Annotated in this window: 24 protein-coding genes and 1 other RNA gene; 10 read left to right on the forward strand and 15 right to left on the reverse strand. The window is 31.0% G+C overall.

All coding sequences use genetic code 11. The features are described from left to right. Window positions 1–344: 344 nt before the first annotated feature. From ACN0WI_RS06095 to ssrA, 9 genes are all read right to left on the reverse strand, one after another. Window positions 345–794, reverse strand: coding sequence for a hypothetical protein (locus tag ACN0WI_RS06095; protein ID WP_417885758.1), 450 nt, complete (start codon window positions 792–794; stop codon window positions 345–347). Window positions 795–1,116: 322 nt separating this feature from the next. Beyond that, the gene (locus ACN0WI_RS06100; RefSeq protein WP_417885759.1) at window positions 1,117–1,461 is read right to left on the reverse strand and encodes a hypothetical protein; all 345 of its coding nucleotides are present in this window, start codon (window positions 1,459–1,461) and stop codon (window positions 1,117–1,119) included. A gap of 1,037 nt (window positions 1,462–2,498) precedes the next feature. Beyond that, a complete protein-coding gene (locus tag ACN0WI_RS06105; RefSeq protein ID WP_417885760.1) occupies window positions 2,499–2,672 on the reverse strand; it encodes a hypothetical protein in 174 nt (57 codons plus the stop codon). 168 nt (window positions 2,673–2,840) lie between these two features. After that, window positions 2,841–3,239, reverse strand: a complete 399-nt coding sequence (locus ACN0WI_RS06110) for a transposase (protein ID WP_417885761.1) — start codon at window positions 3,237–3,239, stop codon at window positions 2,841–2,843. 371 nt (window positions 3,240–3,610) lie between these two features. Beyond that, entirely contained in the window at window positions 3,611–4,237 is a 627-nt protein-coding gene (locus ACN0WI_RS06115) for a hypothetical protein (RefSeq protein WP_417885762.1), read from the reverse strand. Continuing rightward, a complete protein-coding gene (locus ACN0WI_RS06120) occupies window positions 4,230–4,568 on the reverse strand; it encodes a hypothetical protein (protein WP_417885763.1) in 339 nt (112 codons plus the stop codon). Before ACN0WI_RS06120 ends, ACN0WI_RS06115 begins: the two co-directional genes overlap by 8 nt. After that, the gene (locus ACN0WI_RS06125; protein ID WP_417885764.1) at window positions 4,543–5,172 is read right to left on the reverse strand and encodes a hypothetical protein; all 630 of its coding nucleotides are present in this window, start codon (window positions 5,170–5,172) and stop codon (window positions 4,543–4,545) included. Before ACN0WI_RS06125 ends, ACN0WI_RS06120 begins: the two co-directional genes overlap by 26 nt. Then, complete coding sequence (locus ACN0WI_RS06130) at window positions 5,120–5,464, reverse strand: RHS repeat-associated core domain-containing protein (RefSeq protein ID WP_417885765.1); 345 nt, start codon at window positions 5,462–5,464, stop codon at window positions 5,120–5,122. Before ACN0WI_RS06130 ends, ACN0WI_RS06125 begins: the two co-directional genes overlap by 53 nt. Window positions 5,465–5,559: 95 nt before the next feature. Continuing rightward, window positions 5,560–5,962, reverse strand: a transfer-messenger RNA (tmRNA) gene (gene ssrA, locus ACN0WI_RS06135). Between the two features lie 264 nt (window positions 5,963–6,226). Here ssrA and ACN0WI_RS06140 point away from each other — a divergent pair. The 6 genes from ACN0WI_RS06140 (at window position 6,227) to ACN0WI_RS06165 (ending at window position 13,077) form a co-directional block, all read left to right on the forward strand. Then, window positions 6,227–7,435: an NAD(P)-dependent oxidoreductase gene (locus ACN0WI_RS06140; RefSeq protein WP_417885766.1), complete on the forward strand. Its 1,209-nt coding sequence runs from the start codon at window positions 6,227–6,229 to the stop codon at window positions 7,433–7,435. Window positions 7,436–7,441: 6 nt separating this feature from the next. Next, complete coding sequence (locus tag ACN0WI_RS06145; RefSeq protein WP_417885767.1) at window positions 7,442–8,266, forward strand: endonuclease/exonuclease/phosphatase family protein; 825 nt, start codon at window positions 7,442–7,444, stop codon at window positions 8,264–8,266. A 182-nt stretch (window positions 8,267–8,448) separates the two neighbouring features. Further along, complete coding sequence (locus ACN0WI_RS06150) at window positions 8,449–9,063, forward strand: TetR/AcrR family transcriptional regulator (RefSeq protein ID WP_417885768.1); 615 nt, start codon at window positions 8,449–8,451, stop codon at window positions 9,061–9,063. Next, window positions 9,053–10,381, forward strand: a complete 1,329-nt coding sequence (locus ACN0WI_RS06155; protein WP_417885769.1) for a TolC family protein — start codon at window positions 9,053–9,055, stop codon at window positions 10,379–10,381. Before ACN0WI_RS06150 ends, ACN0WI_RS06155 begins: the two co-directional genes overlap by 11 nt. 14 nt (window positions 10,382–10,395) lie before the next feature. Continuing rightward, window positions 10,396–11,478 (forward strand): HlyD family secretion protein, encoded by a 1,083-nt coding sequence (locus ACN0WI_RS06160; protein WP_417885770.1) that lies wholly within the window; start codon window positions 10,396–10,398, stop codon window positions 11,476–11,478. A gap of 3 nt (window positions 11,479–11,481) precedes the next feature. Beyond that, window positions 11,482–13,077, forward strand: a complete 1,596-nt coding sequence (locus tag ACN0WI_RS06165; protein ID WP_417885771.1) for a DHA2 family efflux MFS transporter permease subunit — start codon at window positions 11,482–11,484, stop codon at window positions 13,075–13,077. A 113-nt stretch (window positions 13,078–13,190) separates the two neighbouring features. Here ACN0WI_RS06165 and ACN0WI_RS06170 read toward each other — a convergent pair whose 3' ends face one another. The 6 genes from ACN0WI_RS06170 to kdsA form a co-directional block, all read right to left on the reverse strand. Beyond that, window positions 13,191–14,048, reverse strand: a complete 858-nt coding sequence (locus ACN0WI_RS06170) for a universal stress protein (RefSeq protein ID WP_417885772.1) — start codon at window positions 14,046–14,048, stop codon at window positions 13,191–13,193. A gap of 1 nt (window position 14,049) precedes the next feature. Then, window positions 14,050–15,666 carry a BCCT family transporter gene (locus tag ACN0WI_RS06175; protein ID WP_417885773.1) on the reverse strand — a complete coding sequence of 539 codons (1,617 nt, stop codon included), beginning with the start codon at window positions 15,664–15,666 and terminating at the stop codon, window positions 14,050–14,052. Window positions 15,667–15,683: 17 nt separating this feature from the next. Then, window positions 15,684–16,844, reverse strand: a complete 1,161-nt coding sequence (locus ACN0WI_RS06180; RefSeq protein ID WP_417885774.1) for a hypothetical protein — start codon at window positions 16,842–16,844, stop codon at window positions 15,684–15,686. Window positions 16,845–16,971: 127 nt separating this feature from the next. Further along, window positions 16,972–18,138, reverse strand: a complete 1,167-nt coding sequence (locus ACN0WI_RS06185; protein ID WP_417885775.1) for a porin — start codon at window positions 18,136–18,138, stop codon at window positions 16,972–16,974. Window positions 18,139–18,270: 132 nt separating this feature from the next. Next, window positions 18,271–20,181 carry a redoxin domain-containing protein gene (locus tag ACN0WI_RS06190; RefSeq protein WP_417885776.1) on the reverse strand — a complete coding sequence of 637 codons (1,911 nt, stop codon included), beginning with the start codon at window positions 20,179–20,181 and terminating at the stop codon, window positions 18,271–18,273. A 212-nt stretch (window positions 20,182–20,393) separates the two neighbouring features. Then, window positions 20,394–21,212 (reverse strand): 3-deoxy-8-phosphooctulonate synthase, encoded by an 819-nt coding sequence (kdsA, locus tag ACN0WI_RS06195; protein WP_417885777.1) that lies wholly within the window; start codon window positions 21,210–21,212, stop codon window positions 20,394–20,396. Between the two features lie 314 nt (window positions 21,213–21,526). On the opposite strand from kdsA, the gene typA reads away from it, so the two are divergent. The 4 genes from typA (at window position 21,527) to ACN0WI_RS06215 (ending at window position 24,704) form a co-directional block, all read left to right on the forward strand. Continuing rightward, window positions 21,527–23,329 (forward strand): translational GTPase TypA, encoded by a 1,803-nt coding sequence (gene typA / locus ACN0WI_RS06200; protein WP_417885778.1) that lies wholly within the window; start codon window positions 21,527–21,529, stop codon window positions 23,327–23,329. Window positions 23,330–23,464: 135 nt separating this feature from the next. Then, window positions 23,465–23,830 (forward strand): hypothetical protein, encoded by a 366-nt coding sequence (locus ACN0WI_RS06205; RefSeq protein WP_417885779.1) that lies wholly within the window; start codon window positions 23,465–23,467, stop codon window positions 23,828–23,830. A 67-nt stretch (window positions 23,831–23,897) separates the two neighbouring features. Further along, window positions 23,898–24,338, forward strand: a complete 441-nt coding sequence (locus tag ACN0WI_RS06210; RefSeq protein WP_417885780.1) for a hypothetical protein — start codon at window positions 23,898–23,900, stop codon at window positions 24,336–24,338. Between the two features lie 144 nt (window positions 24,339–24,482). Continuing rightward, on the forward strand, window positions 24,483–24,704 hold the full coding sequence (locus tag ACN0WI_RS06215; protein WP_417885781.1) for a DUF6095 family protein: 222 nt from the start codon (window positions 24,483–24,485) through the stop codon (window positions 24,702–24,704). Window positions 24,705–25,235: the final 531 nt, after the last annotated feature.

Consider the following 25,235-nt stretch of genomic DNA (forward strand, 5'->3'; position numbering starts at 1 on the left):
TTTTTAATTATAATTAAAAGATTGCACTGATAGCCGTATTTCTTGCTAAAGTTTAGAAATGGCTTTAGTTAAAAAACGATCTCCCAAAATACCTTTTGTTTCCACTACTACACCAAGCTCTGTAGAAGAAATTTTATTAAAATCTTGTTGAAAATATTTACAAGAAACGAATACAAAAAAAGAAAACAAATATAGATTACTTTCAAAACCAAAATTTTGGGATAAACCACGCATAATCACTTTAAAATGAATAATCTACACCCCTATTAAAGGTAGGGTTTTTATATTTTAAAATTTAATTACTGTATATGTTTTATTTTTTCAAATATTGATAAGACTTAAAACTAAAAAGACGTAATCATTTTAACTACACCTCTAGAAAATACAGCTTTATTATGAGAAATTTCTTTCGAAAATTCTCCATTACATATATCCTTTAATGTATAAATTGCCTCCCAATCAGTAACAGGTCTTTTTAATAAAAATATTTCAGAAGAACTATTATTATCAACTACTTTCAAAATAACTATATCTCCTTCCTTAAAAGGCACATAATTTTCAGCAAAAAAATAGGTATCGATTATAAATCGTCCTCTAAAATCTTCTTTGTTTTTTGAAATACTAAAAAATATTTCTATATCATCATTAAAGCTTATAAATCGATTATTCCCAGTTACCTTATAAATATTAGCTTTATAACATCCATGAAGATTAGATTTATTTATTTTGCTCTTTTGTTTACAAAATATAAAAACCGATGACAAAATTAAGATAATTAGAATTTTAAACTTCATTTTATGATTTATTAATATTATTTCTTATTGAAGGCTTCTCTGTTTTTGAAGACTTACCCATTTCCGGAGAGTTCTAAATTACACAATTCTTCCATTTTCATACTGTGTAAAATTTGAAATTAGACAAAAAAATAACAGGGATTTTAACCCCTGTTATTTTAATTTCACCCACTTTGCGAGATAGTATCAAATTATGCAACTTTTTATTCCTATTTAGAATAAGAATGATCATTTTTATATTCAAAAAATTCATCACTAAATAAATCTTCTTTTATTTCAAGCCCTCACTGTTATTCACAGGAACTCTGAAACTCTCGAAATTTTAAACATGAACTATTTCTCCTCCTTCAAATATTGTTAAAAAAATGGATCCATAACTATTAGTTTGATATTCTACATTTTTATGGAGATTATCTAGTAAATCGTACTCGCCTTTCATAGCTTTATTTTCAATAAAATGAGAAGTACTTATAGTAGATTCAAAACCAAAAGATATATTTCCGTATTTCTCAAGTTTTTTATCATAAGAATCAATGTAATAAATTTCACCTATATGCCCATTGGTTGAAATTGTTAATGATAAACATAAATTTGAAAAATCGCCATTTTTACTATAAAAATATTCAGTTAGAACTACTTTATCATTTTTTGATATTTTTGACTCCAAATTTAATTTTCTAAAAACTTTTTTCCGAAGAAAATCATATCCAGAGTAGTTCTCCGAGTTGTATTTTTCTCTATACTCTAAATGTATTTTTTTCCAGATTTTGACTCAATCTACAACTCAATAGTAATAGTGAAGCAATTAATACAAAAAAGGATCTAATACGCATATAATAAATAATTTTTAATCCACATAGATTGGATATGATAATAGACTTACAAAAATTCTTGAATCCTGTAGTGGCTTTCTGTTTGTATCTATAGAATAATAAGTTCTGAGAGGTAGGTTCTATAAATTCCTAAAAATATTTTCAAAATTAGATGCAAAATTCTCTTAATAAGGAATATTTTTTCTTCTCCAGCTACATTAATAATAATGAATCAATTTTTACAAAAGAAAGTTCATTAAAATCTTATTGAAAAGACTTACAAGAAACAATTAGAAAAAAGAAAACAAATATAAATTACTTTTAAAACTAAAATTTTGGGATAAAAGTATACATAATCACTTTAAAATGGATAACCAAAAACCTGTTTGATAAACTAACTTAGGTCAATCTTCGTAACATTTAATTGCGATTATTCAGCAAAACTAAAATCTCCTATTTTAAATAAATTGCTACTGCAATACTTAAAATTATCTGACGAACAAAAATATTAAAATTGTAATTAGAATTAAACTGATAGAAAAATTTACTGAAATATCTTCTAAGTATTGATTAAATTTCTTCTTTCTAAAAACAAGCCACCTTATAAAAGCTACTGGATAATTCAACACCCAAGCTAATAATGTTTTGAAAAAAATTTTGAATATTAAATTAATTATCATAACTCATCATAAAGCTAACTTATTTTATCAGAAGATCCCGTCCTGAATCAAGTTAACAAAAAACTACTTCTCATCGAGTAATATAATTTCAATTTAGACCATTAAACTAAAAAACATATATATTAAAAATAAATCGATCATATAAAAACGTACATTCCACTAAATAGCAAATACTATTGGAAATAGCACGAAATTTTAATCTATTTCTTATTCTAGTAAATAATTGGATAATGTCCTAGAAGTTGATTATTACGATACACCTTCATTTCTTTTGCATTTTTAGGTTTACTAATAGAGTCTCCTATTTCCAATAGTCTCTTATTTTTTCCATCAATATATATATCCTCAAATTCACTACTTCCAGAAACTCTAAATATCTTTCCCATTCGAGAATCTTTTATTTCTAATATTCTACCCTGAAAATTTGTAGACTTATAAATTTCAAATCTTACACAGGATCTTATAATAAAAAATGCAAAAATAAAAGGGGTTATTATTAAGATAAGCATTCTTACTTGTCTTTCTTTCTTTGTCATTTTTATAAAATTAGTAATTCAAATTCTATTTATTTCTAAAACTTTTTTATCGCCTTGGTAATTCCTTGTATTTGAGTATTTCCAATCTATAGTATTAGTTACAAAGCTACTTAACACAGGATTATTATGCATGTAATCTATTTTTCGTTTGATGACCTTTTCACTACATAACTCTATAGGCTTATTATGGTATTGCCAAAATTGATAGTTACTTATAGTTGGATTCTTTTTTCTTACTTTTTTAAACATCCATAACAACCATTCTTTACGGCTTTCTTGTGAACTGTTTTCTATAGCTTCAATCACTTTTTGGAAGTATGCCGTAACATCTCGCAGTAGTTCTGATGACTGTTCGTTAGCACTTCTTAATATAAAATGTACATGGCTTAGCATACAACAGTAGACAAGCAACCCCATACCTTTTTATTTCCTACAATAAGTTACACTATCTGCTCATACACTTAAATAGACTTATCTCGCAAAGACATCTATAGAATTTACCGTGGCAAACTATACAAAATATAGACAACTCTTAATTATGGAATTTGTAATTTTTACTCATAGACCTAAAATACAAAAAGCCACTTGCTTAGCAAATGACTTTTTGTTGTATATCTTTGACACCAATAGCAAATACTAGCGGTAGCTGGGTCATCATTTTAAATTAGTTCCTTACAATCTATGAAAAAAAGGTGCTAGTCCAATCCCTGTTATTTTTCTATTTACACAGTTTATGAGATAGTGCTGTTTTGTTGCAAGTTAGTTAAATCTTAACACTATAATTAGAATTACCAATAGGCGGGCGTTATCCTATTTTTGTTTTGAATTTCAAAAACATTGTCATTTAATCGCATTGGCTTTATTTCTGTAGCAATGCTTGTCCTTATAAATTTTTCTGTTTCTGTTACAGTTTTCAAAGGTAGTGCTTTAGTCTTGGATATAATATAGTACCAATTTCGATATTTATGACCTTTAAATAATTCCGGATTTACTTTATAATTAGAGTTAAAGTAATAAAATGTCTTGCTTTTCTCAGCTTTAACAATAATCAAATCGCAAGCCACCCCCATAATCGTATCTTGATTCTTTTTTATTTCATAACTTACAGCTTTATCATTATTCTCACTATAATCTTCATAATACAAACTATCTGACTTGGCTGTTAAACTATAGTTCCTATTTTTATCACTTCTATAAATCTGTAATTTTATAAATTTTCCATTAAAAACAGATTTATAATTACCGCCTTTAATTGCGAACCATTGTTTAGTTCCCATCAAACTATTTAACTGATCACTACTAACATCTGCGAATTTACTTTTATAGTTAACAGAATAAATTATCATACCTTCAAAATCTTGCGATTGCAGAAAATAAGAATTTAATATAACTATCAATAAAATTAATTTATTCATTATTTATTTTCTTTTTAAAATTTAATTCACTTACACTATTATCTTCAATAGAGTACTTTACCTCAAAAACATCTCCAACTTTTACCAATTCTTTTTTTATTGTTAGACTTTGATTTCTACTATACTGTTTCGTTGAAACAGTATAGATATACTTTACAAAATATCCTCTTTGAAGCCTTTTGTTTATTTCTACAATCTTACCATTGGTTATAGCAAATTCTTTTAGCTTATTTTTATCTATTCTACTCTTGTAATAACCAAAACAGAATAAAACTAAAGCTATCACTATAATAATTAAGTTTCCATTATAAACCTTTTTGGGTGATTTCATTTTTTCTTTTCTTTATAATTAAATTTTGAGCCTCTTCTACAGCATTTTCGACCACATCGTCATTTACTTTTCCAACAGTAGAATTTAAAGCTTTTGTAATAAATTGAGATTGTTTAACTTTATTAAACTCTTTAAATTCATCATTTGAATTTTTTGCTGCTTCAGAAGAATTTCCTGTTCTCCGTATATTATTGACTTTATCCAAATTTTTAGATTTTGCTTTAACATTTGATTTAGCAGATTTAACAGCTGAATCACTAGATGCGTTTACTAACTTTCCTGATAAATCTATTTTATCGATAACCTCACCTGTTACAACTGATACAGTTGCTTCTATTAAAGCTCCAATTGGTGTTTTATCACTATCTTCTGTAAATAACACATTTTTATCACCGTTTAGATTCACGTCAACAACTGCTTTTAATAATTCTGCACCTATAATAACTACAATTATTTTACCTGCACTTGCTCCTCCTGTTAAAGCTCCTTCACCAACGGCTATTAAAACATCATCTCCATCAATATTATCCCAAAATACCTCTTGTAAGCCATCACCTTCTATAATAATGTTCGATGCTACTTGAGATATATTCTGTAGCAGCATCTGCTAAAAAACCAACACACATAGGACAATTACTATCAGGGTCATTTAAAGCTACAGGAGGATTCCAGCTATGAACGTAAGGTGTTTTGTCGGTTTGCAATTCATCGTCTGCCTTCTCATCAACAGTAAACCACCTTCCAATTACTAGGTCATATCTTCTTGCTCCATAATCATACCTATCAAGATCTAAACTTTCATTTAGCTCTTTTCCATTATATAGGTAATTATCAGCCAGATCATTCCCTACATTCATCCGTCCAGTTCCATCATTACTACCAGCTCTTTGTCTCAAACCAAAAAGATATTTAATATTAAAGATATTCCAATAAATAAAAAACCCCGTAAATCCTAAGATTTCGGGGTTTTTGTTTGAGTTTAACGCTCAAAAAGTGGAGTCGGAGGGGTTCGAACCCTCGTGCAAACAAGCAATTAAGAAGCTTTCTACACGTTTAGTTTTCACTTAGATTGTCGGGAAAAAATCTGGCTGAAAACGACCTAATTTTTTCCGTACTCTCAATTAAGTTTCAAAACTGCATCAAGATCCTACAGTTTCTATATCTACTTTATCGGTGCCTCTGGTGTGGACGCCGTAAATCAAGGCTTCCACGAGACATCTTGGCTCCCTACCTGGTAGGGACTAAGCAAAACCTACTGTGATTCGGTTACGCAGCCAAGGCGTAGTTATTCTCGCCGTTTAAAAAAGTTTGAAATATGATATTTACGAGCTATATCCCAGCGCTCGACGTGCTTACAACTCAATTAGACTCGCTGTCAAAACCAAGTCGACCCCAATATATAAAGAACTTTATTCCTTAATTAGTATGGCGTTCCGTTTGTCCTCTCGGTCAAACGGCGGGCTATACGTTTCAATTCCTCGTCTCCCCTAACGGGAGACTGTGGGATTTTCACTACTATCCCTAACGCATTTTAATTCAGTTATTAAACAAAGAACCAATTTCAACTTATAGTTAACAAACCAATAAGGCCTGCAAAGATACAACTAAATTTATATCTTTACAAAGTATTATTAATTCAACAAAACTCATACCTTTCTATGCTGAAATTTGCTATAATTCTGGAAGAAAAAACGCCACCAGATCGCCGTGTTGTGTTTTCACCAAAGCTTTTAAAACAAGCGAAAAATCAATTTCCCAAAGCACATTTTAAAATTCAGCATTCCGATATCCGGATTTTTAAAGACGAAGACTATCAACAACAAAATTTTGAAATTCAAGAAGACATTAGCGATTGTGATGTTATGATAGGTGTAAAAGAAGTACCTATCGAAAGCTTAATTCCTAATAAAAAATACTTTTTCTTTTCGCACACTATCAAAAAACAGCCTTATAATCGAGATTTACTACGTGCTATTTTAGACAAAAACATCGAATTATACGATCACGAAGTACTTACAAATCAAAACGGATATCGCCTAGTTGGTTTCGGAAGATATGCTGGATTAGTCGGGGCTTATAACGGTTTTCGAGCTATCGGACTCAAAAACGAAATCTACAATTTACCAAAAGCAGACAATCTTCCAGATTTAAATGCGATGTTAGCCGAATTGAATAAAATTAAAGTCCCAAATTTAAAAATTGTCCTTACCGGAAGCGGAAAAGTAGCTTATGGTGCCAAAGAAATTCTAGATCACCTCAACATAAAAAAAGTTGATGTACCAGAATATTTGGGTTCAGATTTTAACGAACCTGTATATTGCCATATCGATGTACTCGATTATAACAAACGTAAAGATGGAACAGCTGGTAGTATGTCAGATTTTTTCAGCAATCCCGAGTTATACGAATCTGATTTTTGGCGTTTTGCCGTTAGTAGTAACTTTTTTATTGCAGGACATTTTTATGGGCAGGGAGCGCCTGTGTTTTTTACAAAAGAAGACGCCAAAACGCCTAATTTCAGTATACAATATATTGCCGATATCTCTTGTGATATTGCCGGTCCCATACCGAGTACTATCCGACCTTCTACAATAGCCGACCCTATTTATGGTTATAATCCAAATACAGAAAAAGAAACCGATTTTAAAAATCCTGATGCCATAACTGTAATGGCAGTTGATAATTTACCTTGTGAATTACCAAAAGATGCCAGTGAAGGTTTTGGAGAAATGTTTTTAGAGCATGTTTTACCTGCATTTTTCAATAATGATAAAGATGGTGTTTTACAACGTGCCCAAATGACCAAAAACGGAAAATTAACCCCTAAATATAGTTATCTGCAAGATTTTGTAGATGGTAAAAATTAAATTAAAATGAGAAGAACCCTAACAACCCTAATTTTACTTCTTAGCTTAACTAGTATGTTTTCACAAATAAAAGTGATGACTTACAATATTAAATATGCTAATGAAAATGATGGCGAAAATAGCTGGTCTCATCGTAAAGATTGGATTACCAATCAAATTAAATTTTATGAACCTGATATTTTAGGAGTTCAAGAAGCTTTACAAGTGCAAATCGATTATTTTAACGATCAAATGCCAAACTATAAATATATTGGTGTTGGCCGAGACAATGGTAAAAAAGAAGGAGAATATAGCGCTATTTTCTACAATGCTGATAAATTAAAAGTACTTACAAATAGTACATTTTGGCTTAACGAAAATCCTTCAAAAATAAAAAAAGGTTGGGATGCTGCGTTGCCAAGAATTTGCACATATGGCTTATTCGAGAATAAAAAAACAGGTAAAAAATTCTGGCATTTTAATACACATTTCGATCATGTGGGAGTTAAAGCAAGACAAGAAAGTGCTAAATTAATTTTCAATAAAATTCAGGAATTAAATTCAGAAAATTATCCAGTTGTACTAACTGGCGATTTTAATTTAACCCCGGAAACAAAAAGTATTCAGTTTTTATCAGATAGATTAATCGAAGCTAAAACAATTGCTAAACTGGTATTTGGACCTACCGGAACTTATAACGGATTTGAATTTTCTGAACCTATAACAGAAAAGTTAGATTATATTTTTATTTCAAAAAACGGATTCAAAGTTTTAAAATATGCCACTTTAAGCGATTCTAAAAATCTTCATTACCCATCAGATCATTTACCTGTATTTGCCATACTTCAATAAAATACTGACTAATATTCTATAAAGGAGAATCAAAATTTGATTCTCCTTTTTTTATTCAATTACTGAATAGGACTATTCTTTTTTAAAAACTCCCACTAAAACGTTTTATGTTAAAAATAATTTAAACAACTGTTTAATTTAAACAATTGTTTAAATTTGCTTGCTTTTTATTATTTTCAAAATTGAAAGAGAAACAAAAACATATTCTAAAAATAAGCGAATCGCTATTCGCTAAATACGGCTTTGGGGGCACTTCAGTAAGAATGATTGCTAAAGAGGCAGGAATAAATATTGCAATGATTTCTTACTACTTCGGTAGTAAAGAAAAATTATTAGAAACCTTAATTTCTGAAAGGTTAACAAACTTTAGATTAACCATTCAAGAAGCTATAGAAAAAGAAGATAATTATTTCGATAAAGTGCATGTATTTGTCGCCTTATTGCTTTTAAAAGTGCATGAAGGCAGAAAAATTCATAAAGTAATACAGTTAGAATTTTCTAGAAATCAGAAAAAACTAGACTTTTCTAATTTTCTAGATCAAAAAAGGGAAAATTTTAAATTTTTCATCAAACTCATTAAAGAAGGTCAGGAAAAGGGGATTTTCAATAAAGAAGCAAATCCAGAACTTATAATGCCTACCATATTAGGGAGTTATTTTAATATTTATTATAACAAAAAAATGTATTGCAACGTATATCAATTCTTTTCCGAAGAAAATTTTGATGAATTTGTAACAAACACTTTGACTAAACACGTACAAAAAACAATTAAAGCACTTTTAACTTATGAATCGTAAATCTTTACTGTTAGTATTTTATTTGCTGGCCGGTTTATCCGGATTTTCTCAGCAAAATAAAACACTAAGTTTAGAAGAAGCAGTGAGTATTGCCCTTACCAATAGTGACGATGCTAAACTTGCGGAAACAAAAATTAAAATAGCCTCTGAAGATCTTAAGGTAGCTAAAAACAATCAGTACCCAGATATAGCGTTGTCGGGACAATACCGATATTTAACTAATCCGGATGTCGATCTAAAACTGGCACTAGGTAACCCTAATCCTGCAGAAGGCGAAGCGCAAGAAACAGGAACTCCAGATGTAAATCAAATTATGTTCGGGCAAGCTAATGTTTCGTTACCATTATTCTCTGGTTTCAAAATTAGAAATGCTATTAATGCTCAGCAAAATAATTTACAAGCTGCAAGCCTAAATGCTGCAAGCTCTCAAGAAAAAATAGCCTTGCAAACAATTAGCTTGTACCTTAATCTTTACAAAGCACAACAAATGGTAGCTGTTGTAAAAGAAAATTTAAAAAGTGCGCAACAGCGTGTTAAAGATTTTAGCGCAATGGAAGATAATGGTCTTTTGGCTAGAAACGATTTTTTAAAAGCTCAATTACAAGAATCTAACATTACTGTTACACTTGAGGAAGCTGAAAAAAATGTGCGGATTATAAATTATCAATTAGCTACTTTTTTAAAATTACCGGATAATTCTACATTCCAGTTACCTGAAGAAACATTTATCATTACTCCTTCAATAGAAAAAGCAGAAATTCAAAGAAGTGATGTTGAAGCTTTAAATTACAGAAAAGAAGCTTCTTTAAATGCTATCAAAATGGCAAAATCTGCATATTATCCATCCATTGCTTTAGTTGGGGGTTATGCAGCTTTAGATATAAACAATGTATTTTCAGTAAAAAATGCTATGAATATTGGTGTTGGAGTTAGTTATGATTTAACCGATATTTTTAAAGCTAAAAACAATGTAAATCTTCAACAACATAAAACGGAAGAGCTAGAATACAATATTGCTAAAGCAAAAGATAATGTAAAAATTCAAGTGAAAAATGCTAAAGAAGAATATGAATTAGCATTGAAAAAATTTGAAGTATATGCCAAATCTCAGGAACAAGCCGAAGAAAATTATCGAATCGTAAAAGATAAATACGATAATGGTTTAATGGATACTAACGATTTATTAGAAGCTGATGTAGATCAACTTCAATCAAAAATCAATAAAACAAACGCAAAGGCAGACATTAGCTTAAAATATTACGAGTTACTACAAGCCGAAGGCATTCTTATAAATAAATTCAACTTTAAAAACAATTAATCTTTTTTACTACGATGGAAGAAAAGAAAAAAACAAATAAAAAATTCGTTATAATCATTGGTTCTTTAGTTCTAATAGGACTTATATATGGCGGTTATAAATTTATTCATTCACTTTCTCACGAAGGAACTGATGATGCACAAATTGAAGCTAACATGAACCCAATTATCCCTCATGTTAGCGGGTATATTGAAAAAGTATATGTTTCCGATAATCAAAAAGTAAAAAAAGGAGACACCTTATTAATAATTGATAATCGTGATTATAAAGTAAAATTAGAACAAGCAAAAGCAAATTTATTGGCTGCTAAAAGCCAAGTTGGTGTGGCACAAGCAAGCATAGGTTCTTATCAATCTAACGCGGCTGCTTCTAACGCTCAGTTTAAATCTGCCGGAAGTAGTATTAAAGCGGCAGAAATTAAATTATGGAGAGCCTCTCAAGATTTTAAACGTTATAAAAACTTGTATGACAACCATTCTATAACCGAGCAACAATACGAACAGGCTCTAGCAGCAAAACAAGAAGCAGAACAACAATTAGAAATCTTAAAAAATCAAGAAAAAGCATCTGCTAACCAACGAAATGCTGCTGTATCTCAAACCGAAATTTCAGAAAATCAAGTAAGTGTAGCAGAAGCTAATGTGGAAAGTGCTAAAGCTGCTTTGGATGCTGCTAAGCTTAACATGGATTATACTATAATCACGGCTCCTATAGATGGACAATTATCCAATGTAGAAATTCAACCCGGACAATTTATACAACCCGGACAGTCGCTTTTTTACCTAGTAAATACAAATGACAAATGGGTTATTGCAAATTTTAAAGAAACTCAATTAGAAAAAATGAATATTGGCCAATCAGTAGGAATTGAAGTAGATGCTTATCCTGACTATGAGTTTGAAGGAAAAATAACTGCTTTCTCTCCAGCTACAGGTGCAAAATTCTCTTTACTTCCTCCTGATAATGCAACTGGAAACTTTGTAAAAACAGTACAACGATTACCGGTTAAAATTGAATTTTCTAAAGATAACGATAAAGAAAAATTAGCGCGTTTACGCTCTGGAATGAACGTTTATGTAGACGTACATTTAAAATAAATTATGGCTGAAGCACAAGTTCAAATAGAAGACGAAGACAGTTTAGTTGAATATGGTTTTAGACGAGTTATTATAACCATTACTGCTGTTTTATGTGCACTTCTTGAAATTATAGATACCACAATTGTAAATGTTGCCCTAAACGACATGCGAGGAAGTTTAGGAGCAACGCTAACCGACATTGCTTGGGTAATAACTGCATATGCTATTGCTAATGTAATTATTATCCCTATGACGAGTTGGCTTTCTAAACAATTTGGGCGCCGTAATTACTTTGCTGCCTCTATCATTATATTTACAGTTTCCTCTTTTTTATGCGGTAATGCAACTAATATTTGGGAACTAGTAGCCTTTAGATTTATTCAAGGTATGGGTGGTGGAGCACTTTTAGTAACGGCACAAACTATTATTACAGAAAGTTACCCAATGGCAAAACGGGGTATGGCACAAGCTATTTACGGAATGGGAGTAATTGTAGGGCCAACTCTAGGTCCACCTTTGGGTGGATATCTAGTAGATAATTTTTCGTGGCCTTATATTTTTTACATTAACATACCATTAGGAATTATTGCTACATTTTTGACTATTCTTTTTGTAAAAAGTCCTAAATACGGTAGTAAATTAAAAGCAAATCAGGTAGACTGGTGGGGTATTATTTTACTGGCTACATTTATTGGTTCTCTTCAGTTTGTATTAGAGCATGGTCAACAAGATGATTGGTTTCAAGATAATACAATTGTAACATTAACTATTACTGCATTATTTGGTTTCCTATTATTTATTTGGCGAGAACTTACTTATTCGCATCCTGTTGTTAATTTAAGGGTTTTAAAAGACACCAATCTTAGTATAGGTACTGTTTTAACTTTTATACTCGGTTTTGGTCTTTTTGGATCTACTTTTATTATACCGATTTATACCCAATCTATTTTAGGATGGACAGCAACAGATGCAGGATTATTATTGATTCCTAGTTCGATTACAACTGGTTTAATGATGCCAATTATTGGAAAATTACTAGAACGTGGTGTCCCTCAAAAAATATTAGCTGCATTAGGTTTTGGAATTTTCTTTCTATATAGTTTATGGATGTATGTAATTATGACACCTGATACCGGATCTGAACATATGTTTTGGCCATTGGTAGTTCGTGGTGTTGGTTTAGGTTTATTATTTGTGCCTATTACTACGCTTTCTCTTTCTACTTTAAAAGGGAAAGATATTGGAGACGGTGCTGCATTTACAGGAATGATGCGACAATTGGGAGGGTCTTTTGGTATTGCTATTATTACAACATTTGTATCTAGATTTACACAGCAACACCGAGTAGAATTAATCCCGAATATTAATAATATTAGTTTTGATGTTCAACAAAGAATCCACGGTTTACAACAGACTTTTATTCAAAAAGGTTTTAGTTTTAACGAATCGCTAAACAAAGCATACCAAGTTTTAGAAGGTAGCATTATGAAGCAAGCAACTGTTTTATCGTATATGGATATATTTCTGTACTTAGGAATTTTATTTCTATGTTGTGTACCTTTTGTTTTATTAATAAAAAAAGGAGCCGGAAAAGTAGATACATCTTCTGTTCATTAAAAAGTACTTACTTATACTTTTATAATAATAAAAGCCAAAGTTGATTGTAAATAATTAACTTTGGCTTTTTATTTGTTACGAAATAAATACTTTAAATTAAATCGTTTGTATTATTATTTAATTACCCAAAGTGGTAATTTCATACTCAAATTCGATAATTCATCGGTTACACTACCTAACATTAAAGAAGAAATATTATTACTCCCTTTGTCTCCTACAACTAGAAGATTTGCCTGATTCTTCTCTGCCGCTTCTACTAATCGCTCTGCCGTTGTAGAATCCTGACCGTGAATAGATATCTTATTAATTTGATATGCTTTATCCAATTTCTTTACAAATTTATCAAGACGTTCGTTACTATGCTTTTCTAGCTTGGTTTTCATCGAGGCCTCAGATAAATATATAGCAAATTGAGCCGGGATATGGTACACGTGAGCAGCTGTTACTTTAGCTTTTGTAATATCAACCAAATTTTCTATAGTATGGAAAATCTTCATACTAGTCCGAGAAAAATCGGTACCTATCCACATATTGTCTAATTTTTTAGCAGCTTCATCTGGAACTAATAATAATTGACATTTTAAAATTCGAAGCAATTTATCACTTAAAACTCCGGTTCCATCATACTCAATTTTATTTCCGATAATCACTAAATCTATATAATATTTGTTCACTATAAAATTAAATAGTGATTCGGTATATTTATCTTCAGCAATTAAGGTATCCCATTCTATATCTGCATCAAAACGTTCTGTTATTTTTTCAGTAAGCTCATCTCCAATCACCTGCTCTAAATCAATATCTTCCATTTGTTCTTTGAACAATTCAGAAATTGCATATTTTTTTACATTATGCGTAAAATATACTTTCTCTACTTTTAAGGTTTTAGCCAAAAAGCAAGCATAATCAATAAGTTGATCATCCATCGGAGAAAGATCGAGGCCTACAAGTATAGATTTAATTTGAGTCATTTTAATTCGTGTTTTTTATTTTTCTTTTTTCAACAATATTTTTCACTACCTCTTCGTAATTTTCTTGCTGTTTCTTTTCGCGGCGCTTTTTCAATTTACGCATATCTTCACTCAATCCTCTATAGAGCGAATAACACATTATCAATAAAATGAACGCAAAGGGTAGCCCTGTTACTATTGAAGCAGTTTGCAGTGCTTGTAATCCACCTCCTATTAATAAAACTGCTGCTACGGCGCCTTCAGCTACAGCCCAAAAAATACGTTGTCCAACTGGAGCATCTATTTTTCCACCAGAGGTTAATCCATCTACAACTAGTGATCCAGAGTCTGAAGAAGTTACAAAAAACCCAGCGATTAATACTACTGCTACTATATTTAAAATAGTAGAAAATGGAAACTGTTCTAAAAACACAAATAGAGCTGTTGCTACATCATCGTTTACCGCATTAAGAATGGTATTATCTCCTGTTAAAACTTGTTGAATAGAAACACTACCAAAAGCAGAAATCCAGAAAAAAGTTACTAAAGAAGGAACAATTAACACACCTAATATAAACTCTCGAATGGTTCTACCTTTAGATACACGAGCTATAAAAGTTCCTACAAAAGGAGACCAAGCAATCCACCAACCCCAATAAAATACTGTCCAATCGTTTTGCCATTTAGTTCCTGTAAAACTCTCTGTCCAAGTAGAAATCATTAAGAAATCCGATAAATAATTCCCTGTATTTTGAACAAAAGATTGAAATATAAAAATTGTAGGGCCTAAAATTAATACTAAGATTAATAAGACTATTGCAATTCTCATATTCCACTCACTCAGAATACGAACTCCTTTATCTACTCCTGTAACTACAGATATTGTTGCAATCCCTGTAATTCCAGCTATTAAAATAACTTGTGTTGTTATATCATTAGAAATTCCAAACACATGTTCTATACCTGCTGCAATTTGCTGTACTCCAAAACCTAATGAAGTTGCTAAACCAAAAAGTGTTGCTAAAACAGCAAAAATATCTATTAAATTCCCAATCCATCCATGAATTTTATCTCCAATAAAGGGATAAAATACCGAGCGTATGGTAAGTGGCAATCCTTTTGAATAGGTAAAATATGCTAGTGCTAAACCTACTAATGCATAAATACCCCAAGCATGTAACCCCCAGTGAAGAAATGTAAAACTCATTGCTTCTCTAGCAGCTTCCGCTGTCCCTCCTTCTACTATAGCAGGAGTTACAAAATGTTTTATAGGCTCAGCAATACTCCAAAAGAGTAAACCAATCCCCATACCTGCACTAAAAAGCATTGCAAACCAAGAACCGGTTTTAAATTCCGGTTTTGCTTTTGGACCGCCAAGTCTAATATTTCCGAATTTACTAAATGCAAGGTAAAGCATGAAAATCAAGAAAATATTAACCACTAATACAAAAAACCATCCGCCATTGTCGGCAACATAATTTTGAACATGGGCAAATATTTTCTCTGCTCTTTTTTCGAAAATTAAAGTAAGAGCAATACTTACGATAATAATGATGGACGAAGTGAAAAATACCGGACCATTAACCTCTAGTCCAAAAATGGATTCTTTCTCGTCGCTTCTGGTAACTTTTTCTGCCATATTAAATTTTTAATTGTTTAGAAATAATATCCTATGTTTATATTAAAGCGAGCTTCCCATTTAGCATCTGGGTTACCCACAGAGAAATCGTCTATAAAATCACCGCCAAGCCAAGAATGGTTGTAACCGGCTGCATAGTCGATATAAGTATATATTTTTCCAGCTGTTATTAAAACACCTGTTACATTCATGTAAGAATCTTCAAAACTATCTTCAGCTTTATCCATATAACCAAAATCATTGTAAAATTGCAAATTTGAAATTGGCCCAATTTCAACCGGAACATTTCGGCTTACTGCTAGTGTATACATATTAAATTTAGCTGCAACCTCATAAGGTGCTCCGTAAGCAGCAAACTTTAAAACATTATCGTTTACAGTATCTGGTGTAGCTGGATTATGATCTATAATAGCTCCTTGTGCTTTTACATTCCATTTATCATCTGTATATTCATAATGAAATGCAAAACCATGATGATTACCCATTTCTTCTGTATCGATATTATAAATACCTCCGTATTGCAAGGATGTTCCTATCTGATGATTTTTAGTAGACCCAAACTTATAAATAAATTTGCCATTTACTTGGTTTACCTCTTTATTTCTTCCAGCAATATCGTAAGAGTATCGTGACGGAGATACTTCACTATTGCTTCCAAAGTTTAATTCTTCGGCATTTTTAAAGAAAGCAAATTGATATTGAATAGTTTCAGAATCATGAATATATTTTATTCCCATGTCATGGTCATCTTCCAGCCCAACATAATAGGTTAGATTAAAAAACCAATTGTGTGAATTATATTGCTGAAGTCCAAATGGTACTTGCGTTAAACCTATTTGAATTTGATCTTGCTCATTAAATTTGTATCCTACCCAACCTTGTTTTAGGAATCCGCCCCCGAAAGAGTCTGAGTATAATCGATATTCAACATTTAGAAAAAGATCTTTATAAGAGCCTTTTGCATTTATACGAAACATATCGTAACCGAAATCACCACCTCGTTTTTTCTGACCATCTTTCCAACTAGAAAGATTATAATTAAAACGTAAAGCACCACCTATTTCTAGCTTTGGTTTCTCCTCTTCTCCACTATCTTGTGCTAAAAGAGGTAGACAACATAAAAAAATTACTGTAGTAAGTAAAATTTTGTAAGATTTAAAAAGTAAAGTTTTTGCCATTCAAATTATTTTATATGATTTTGCGAAAGAAAGAAAATAGTTTAAAAAAACTACCAGTTAAAAAATAAAATCTGCCTTTAGCAATATTTTGCAAATATCACTAATTCGATTAATACCCATCAACCTTTTAGAAATAATATCCTACATTAATATTGAACCGAGCTTCCCATTTTGGATTTGCACTACCGGTAGAAAATTCGTTATCAAAATTTCCTCCTAACCAAGAATGATTATAACCAGCTGCATAATCAATATAAGTACTTACAGGACCCGAATTTATAAGAACTCCGAATACATTCATATAAGATTCTCCGAAACCATCCATACTTTTATGCATATACCCAAAATCGTCATAAATTTCAATTTTTTCTAAAAAATCTTTATTAATATAAAAAAGATGCGAAATACCAACATTATAAATTTCGAAATCTGAAGCAACCTCGTAAGGAGTACCGTACGCTCCCATTTGTAAAATATCTCTGGTTTGCCCTTGCTTATTTTCAGGATTAAATTTAGCTTTTGTAGCTTGTGCTTTTATAAACCAATCGTCATCTTTATATTCATAATGTATAGCTAATGCATAATGGTTACCCATTTCCTGAGTATCGATATTATATAAACCTCCGTATTCCGCTGAAAGACCTATTTTATAAAATTTAGAGGTTCCGGGTTTATAGATAATTTTCCCGTTAATTTGGTTTACTTCTTTATTACTTCCTACCACATCATAGGAATATCGGTGCGGAGAAGCTTCCGAATTATTTCCGAAGGTTAATTCTTCTGCATTTTTCAAAAAAGCAAAATCATATTCAAAATTTTTTCCTTTATAAGAATAACTAACTCCCATATCATAATCATCCTCTAAACCTACATAATACGGTAAATTTAAAAACCAATTATGAGAAGTATATCGCTCTATTCCAAAAGGAACTTGAATTAAACCTATTTGTAATTCTTGTTTATCATCTAAATGATATCCTAACCAACCTTGTTTTAAAAAATTACCACCAAAAGCTTCCGAGTAAAATCGATATTCTGCATTTATATACAATTTTTTATATTCTCCTTTTACAGAAAGACGAAAAAGATCAAAACCAAAATCACCTCCACGTTTTTTCATTTCCGGTTTCCAAGACGATAAATTATAATTAAATCGGAGTGCCCCGCCAATATCTAATTTAGGTTTAGTTTTTTCCTTTGTTTTTTCTTGAGCAATTACATCAGCTCCAAATCCGAGTATTTCGAATAATAAAAAAAAGAAGAGTATTCTCCTTGAGAGTAAAGCATGCTTCATATAATTTTTTATCAAAATAAGATTTCTATTTCTATTTAATCGGCAATAGCTGAACTTTAATATTTTATTAAGTCCATAAAAAAAGCCTTCTTACTATAAAGAAGGCTTTTTAAATTATTTTTTAATATTTTATTAAGATTGAGAAAGACTAACCATCATAGCTATTTCTTCTGCTAGCTTTTCAGCATTACCATTATAACCTACCGATTTAAATTTTATATTTCCATCTGGACCTACCACAAATTTTGTCGGTATTCCTGAAACACCATAATCACCAACTACTTTAAAAGCTTTACTATCTTCAATTTTTTCATCCATTAGAACATGGAAATCATAATCATTCTTATTAATAAATTCGGTTACTTCTTTTGTACGCACATCTGGCGCTTGAGTCTCCCACGTATCAATAAATAAAAATACCACATCCGGGTTATCTTTAAATTCTTCTACAGCCATTTGCATTCCCGGAAACGACATTTTACAAGGCCCACACCAAGTTGCCCAAAAATCGAGAATAACCGTTTTTCCTTTAAAATCGGCTAAACTTACTTCACTCCCGTCAAGATCTTTCAAGGTAAAATCGAAAGCCTCTTCATTGATCATTTTTCTTTTTAATTCTGTCACGGCATTATCATTTGCTATTTTTTCAAGATTTGCTAAATAGCTATCAAAATCTTCTTCGTGTGCAGTGGCTTTATAAGCTGTTTTCAAATAATTTTTAGTAGCATCACTAAGGTTACCCTCTTTAATATATTCAGTAGCTTTTTCCACTACTTTGTCATATTGCTTATCTGCCGTTAAAAATTGTAAATAACGATCCGTAACATCGGTAGAAGTCTTTACATCTACTGCTATTTCTTGAGCTGCTATTGCCTCTTTAAGTTTTCCTTGCTTAAAGAGAATTAAACCATAGGTATCTGCATACATAGCCTGAGTTGATTTCAAATTTTGCTCGTATTGGCGCTTTGTATAGTAATCAGGCTTATTTAATTTTTCAGCTTCTACAATATCTAAGGATTTTTTAGACAATTTTTCAGCAGCAGCTAATTCTTTATCTTCTTCAACTAATTTCCAAGCAATATTGTTATATATTGAAGCTAGGCTTCCTTGGTCAGAAATTTTTGAGGCATATTCTTGCACTTTATCAATTTTTCCTTCTTTAGCAAATTCAGTAACAAGCATCGATAGCATATAATCTCGGTATCTATTCGCTTTACCAATTTTATCTTGATATTCTTTAAATACTTTTTCCTTAGCATCGGTACCTTGTGCCTGATAAAGTTTCGTATAAAAGGACTGGGTGGCTAAATTTCCTTTTGGAAATTTCTCTAAAATCATATTTTCAAGAGAATCTACAGCTTTTTTATTACCGATATCTCCATATATTTGTTGCAGCTTTAAATACTGTTCTTCACTCAACGAATCATTTTCTTTAGAAGCTGCCATTTGCTCTTCTACAAATGCGTTCACTTTTTCTTTATCAGATTTTATTAAATTGACATATGAAATTGCCCATTTTTGTGCTAATTCTGGATCATTTTTAAAATCGGATTCAAAATGAGAAATTATAGAATCTTTTGGCATTTCAATATTACCATAACGAGCGCCCTGACTGTATAGATTTGCAATTTGGGCGGAACTCCCTTTCAAAGTCTTCCCCTCTTTATCGTAAAGCGGCATAACAAAGCCTGCTTTTTCATTATTTTGATCGATATCATATTGCTTAAACTGAAATGAAATAGCAGTAGCGGTATCTGGGATTTTAAGGGTTGATGTGTACAGCATAACCGAATCTATAAGATCGAGATCTTCTGGATACACGCCAGTTCCTGTCATGAAATTCACTATCCCTTTTACTTGTTCGTCTTCTTCAGAAGGGATACTATCTTCGGAAGCATACGTAATGGTAATTTCGTCTCCAGGTTGCGGAAATTCTTTACTAATATGCAACGATCCTATATCTTTTCCTTGGTCTTCAGGTTGTTTTTCGCAACTGCTTAAAGCTGCACAAAGCACAAGTGCTGGAACTACTAATTGTCTCATATTCTGATTGATGTATTTTTTATTTATGATTAAAAATAGTTAAAAAGATCCAGTAATTTTATATTTAAGCGTTAATTTAACATTTATTAAAGATTCTGAATAACTTAATCACTTTTTAAAATGTTAAGCTTAAAATTATCGCCTTATATTATAAAAAAAAGGTACTATAATTAAATATTATAGTACCTTACAAATAACACTTATATGTATTTTTAGAATGAATTAATTGTTTGTCTTATTGCTATAAGATTAGTCATCAATTGTTCTAAATATTTTAAATCTAACATATTGGCTCCATCACTTTTCGCATTCGCAGGATCAAAATGAGTTTCTATAAATAATCCATCAACATTATTTACAACACCAGCTCTAGCGATAGTTTCAATCATATCGGGTCTGCCTCCGGTCACACCACTAGTTTGGTTAGGTTGTTGTAAACTATGGGTTACATCCAAAACCGTTGGCGCAAATTCTCTCATGGCTGGAATTCCTCTAAAATCAACAATCATATCTTGATAACCAAACATAGTACCACGATCGGTTACCATCACTTGTTCGTTATTACAATCAGTTACCTTTGTTACTGCATGCTTCATCGACTCCGGACTCATAAATTGGCCTTTTTTTAGATTTACTGTTTTTCCGGTTTCAGCCGCAGCAACTACCAAATCAGTTTGGCGAACTAAAAATGCCGGAATTTGCAAAATATCCACATATTCAGCCGCTAATTTAGCATCATTAATTTCATGAATATCGGTAATGGTTGGCACTTTAAAAGTTTTAGAAACTTTTCTTAGGATTTTCAGCGCCTTCTCATCTCCTATTCCTGTAAAGCTATCAATTCTAGATCGGTTCGCTTTTTTAAAACTTCCTTTAAAAACATAAGGAATTTTTAATTTATCGGTAATTTCAACAACTTTTTCAGCAATTCGCAATGCCATTTCTTCACCTTCAATAGCACAGGGTCCTGCTAAAAGAAAAAAATTATCAGAATCTACATTATGTATTTGTGGTATGTTTTCTAATTTCATTTTTTTAAATTTTATCATTCAATTCTTAATAAATGATTTAGCAAATATACAGTTTTAGAATGCATTTTATGCTTTGCTAAAAAGCCTCTTTATTTTACGGTAAATAAATTTCATTTTAACTAGTATTTATTCGAAAAATCTGCTAAATTATAGCTGCTATTAAAAATAAATATCTCACCAGAAAACTCACCCACACGCTAACCTTTTGTTTTTTAAAATGTTACATTGAATTATTTTTAGTCTAATAATAGATTTTTAGCTTTATTTCGCGAAAAATAGCTGTATATTTGCAGCCTTTAAAAACAGGCTTTTTTATGGCAGCTAATAAAAACATTGCAATTATTGCGCACGTTGACCATGGTAAAACTACCTTGGTTGATAAAATCATGTATCATTGTCGCTTATTTAGAGATAATGAAAATACAGGTGATCTTATTCTAGATAACAACGATCTTGAAAGAGAGCGTGGTATTACGATTACTTCTAAAAACGTATCTGTAGTTTATCACGATACAAAAATAAACATTATTGATACTCCTGGTCACGCCGACTTTGGTGGAGAAGTTGAACGAGTTTTAAACATGGCAGATGGAGTATTACTATTAGTAGATGCTTTTGAAGGGCCAATGCCACAAACCCGATTTGTATTGCAAAAAGCAATTGATCTAGGTTTGAAGCCTTGTGTGGTTATTAACAAAGTAGATAAAGAAAACTGTACTCCAGAAGAAGTTCACGAAAAAGTATTCGACTTAATGTTTGAACTTGGAGCAGAAGAATGGCAATTAGATTTCCCAACGGTTTATGGTTCTGCCAAAAACAATTGGATGAGTGAAGATTGGAGAAAACAAACAGATAGTATCGAACCATTATTAGATATGGTTATCGAACATATTCCTGATCCTAAAGTGGATAAAGAAGGAACACCACAAATGCTTATTACTTCTTTAGACTTTTCTTCATTTACCGGAAGAATCGCTATTGGACGTTTGCAACGTGGTATTTTAAAAGAAGGAATGAATGTTTCTTTAGTAAAGCGTGATAGCAGCATCAAAAAAACAAAAATAAAAGAGCTTCATACTTTTGAAGGTCTAGGACGTAGAAAAGTTGAAACTGTAGAAGCAGGAGATATTTGTGCGGTAGTAGGTCTAGAAGGTTTTGAAATTGGAGATACAATCGCTGACATTGAAAATCCTGAAGGTTTAAAAACAATTGCTATAGACGAACCTACAATGAGTATGTTGTTTACAATTAACGATTCACCTTTCTTCGGAAAAGATGGAAAGTTTGTAACATCAAGACACATTAAAGATCGTTTATATAAAGAATTAGAAAAAAACTTAGCACTTCGTGTACACGAAACAGACAGTGCCGATAAATTTTTAGTTTACGGTCGTGGTGTACTTCACTTATCTGTTTTAATTGAAACAATGAGACGTGAAGGGTACGAACTCCAAATTGGTCAGCCACAGGTAATTATCAAAGAAATTGATGGTGTTAAATGTGAACCAGTTGAAGAACTAACTATCGACCTTCCTGAAAACGTATCAGGTAAAGCTGTAGAAATGGTAACACTTCGTAAAGGAGAAATGCTTTCTATGGAATCTAAAGGAGAAAGAATGGTTTGTGAATTTATGATTCCTTCTCGTGGTATAATCGGTTTACGTAATCAATTGTTAACTGCTACTGCAGGAGAAGCAATTATGGCTCACCGATTTAAAGAATACCAACCGTTAAAAGGTGGAATTCCAGAACGTTTAAATGGTGCTTTAGTTTCTATGGAAAAAGGAACAGCTATTCCTTATTCTATAGATAAACTTCAAGATCGGGGTAAATTTTTCGTAGATCCTGGAGAAGATATTTATGAAGGTCAGGTTATTGGAGAGAACTCTCGCCAAGATGATATCGTAGTAAATATTACTAAAACTAAAAAACTTTCTAACGTACGTTCTTCTGGAGCCGATGATAAAGCTAAAATTGTTCCTGCAATTAAATTTTCTTTAGAAGAAGCTTTAGAATATATTCAGAAAGATGAATACGTCGAAGTAACACCACATTTCTTAAGGTTGCGTAAAATTTATTTAACAGAAAACGAAAGAAAAAGAAACAAAATTATTTAATCGATAATTTTATTCAATAAATATAATAAGCCTCGTAAAATATTTGCGAGGCTTATTTTTTTAGTTTCCTATATAAAAAAATAGATTTTTAATTTCGAATTGCCTTACTCAAAGCGTTTTTATATTTTTACAGAGATGAAAAATCTATTTCTATTTTTTGCATTATTAATTATTTTTCAGCCAAGCTTCCCTATAATTGAATATGTACTGAATTATAATTACATAAGCCAAGAACTTTGTGTAAACAAAGATCGGCCTGAATTAGCTTGTAATGGTAAATGCTATTTGATGAAATCTTTGGCAAACGCTTCTGATAAAAAATCGCAATCAAAAAAAGAAAATACTAGAAAAAAATTAGATATATCTCTTTTGTTTTTAAAAGAAGAAAATAAAAATCTACAAAACCAAAATATAGATTCAGTTATACATTCGTTTAATAAGCAACCAGATTGCTATTCTTTTCAAAATACAATAGACTTTTTCCGACCACCTATTTCTTAGATTGAAAAATTCACTCAAAATATACTAAGAATCAATTAAATTTCAATACCACTAAAATTTACAAAAAATGAAACTTATTTATAAAACAGCTTTTATAGTAAGCCTTGCGCTTTTAGTTATTTCTTGCGGAAATAATACTTCTGAAAAAAAAGATGAATACAATAAATTATTTCACGAAATATTAGATGTTCATGATGAGGTGATGCCTAAGATGGCAGATATTCCTGAATTATCAAAACAACTTCAAAAAATTGCAGATACTACTTCTTCTCCAATAAAATATACGGAAGCTGAAAAGAAGCTTAAAGAGGCTGATAAACATATGATGGATTGGATGCACAGTTTTAGCGATGAGTTTGTAAAAAATAAAGCTAAAATTCAGAAAATGAATAATGAACAATTACAAAAACGTATCGATGCTTTAGAAGAAGAACTTGATGATGTTAAAGAGATGCAGACAAAAGTTGATGCTAGTATCGAAAATGCACAAAATCTCATTAAAAATTAAACATTTAATCATTTCCATTTAGTTTAAATTTAGATTTTAATAGTTCCTATTATTACTTAAACCAATTCTTAACTGTATTGATTAGCTTAAAAACTTATTTAGATTACAATACCTTTTCTTAATTTTGCACTAAATTTTAGTATTATGAAACATACTGACAGGAAAACATTAGGAAAAGGTATTCGTTTTCTAGCAGCTAGCTTACCATTAGCCCTTGCAGGCCCTGCAATTGTTTTTAGTTCTTTCCAAAATCAAGATAAGCCTTTATTTGTACCTATACTTTGTTTAGGTATTCTATCGATGTTAAGCGCTATGTTTTTAATTTTCCGTGGTATTATGACGATTATGAAAGCTCTTTTCGATTAAACCAGAAAAACTATAAAGTTAATTTTTAATCTTTGACTGAAATCATTAATTTGTCGGATTCGAAACCTTTTGAAATTACTTCCTCTTTTCCATCAGACTGAATAATAACTAGACATTTTCCTTTGAATGATTTTCGCTTTTTAGGTTTAAATTATCCTAAAACTGGATTGATATCAGTTATAACTCTCACAATTTTTTCTTCATCTGATATAAGTTTATCTAAACGTGGAGCAATAATGCCTTAGTTACCTATAATATTACAGTAACACAAACAAAATCATGACTATCGGATTTTATCTTGGTTTTATTTGGTACCAATTCAATGTCTGAAGATTTATATTTCGTTTTAATAATTTTCCCTAAAAGTATTTCTCTTTTTTTTTCTTAAAATAGCGATCGAAAATGGCCTTGTGAGCTTGTATTATTGGCATTAGGATTTACTGGTCCGGAGAATACATTAAGTCAAGAATTAGGGCTTACACTAGATAACAGAACCAATATACAAGGGACAAAGACATATCAAACGAACGT

The sequence above is a fragment of the Zunongwangia sp. genome (genome assembly GCF_048269745.1).
Lineage (GTDB): Bacteria > Bacteroidota > Bacteroidia > Flavobacteriales > Flavobacteriaceae > Zunongwangia.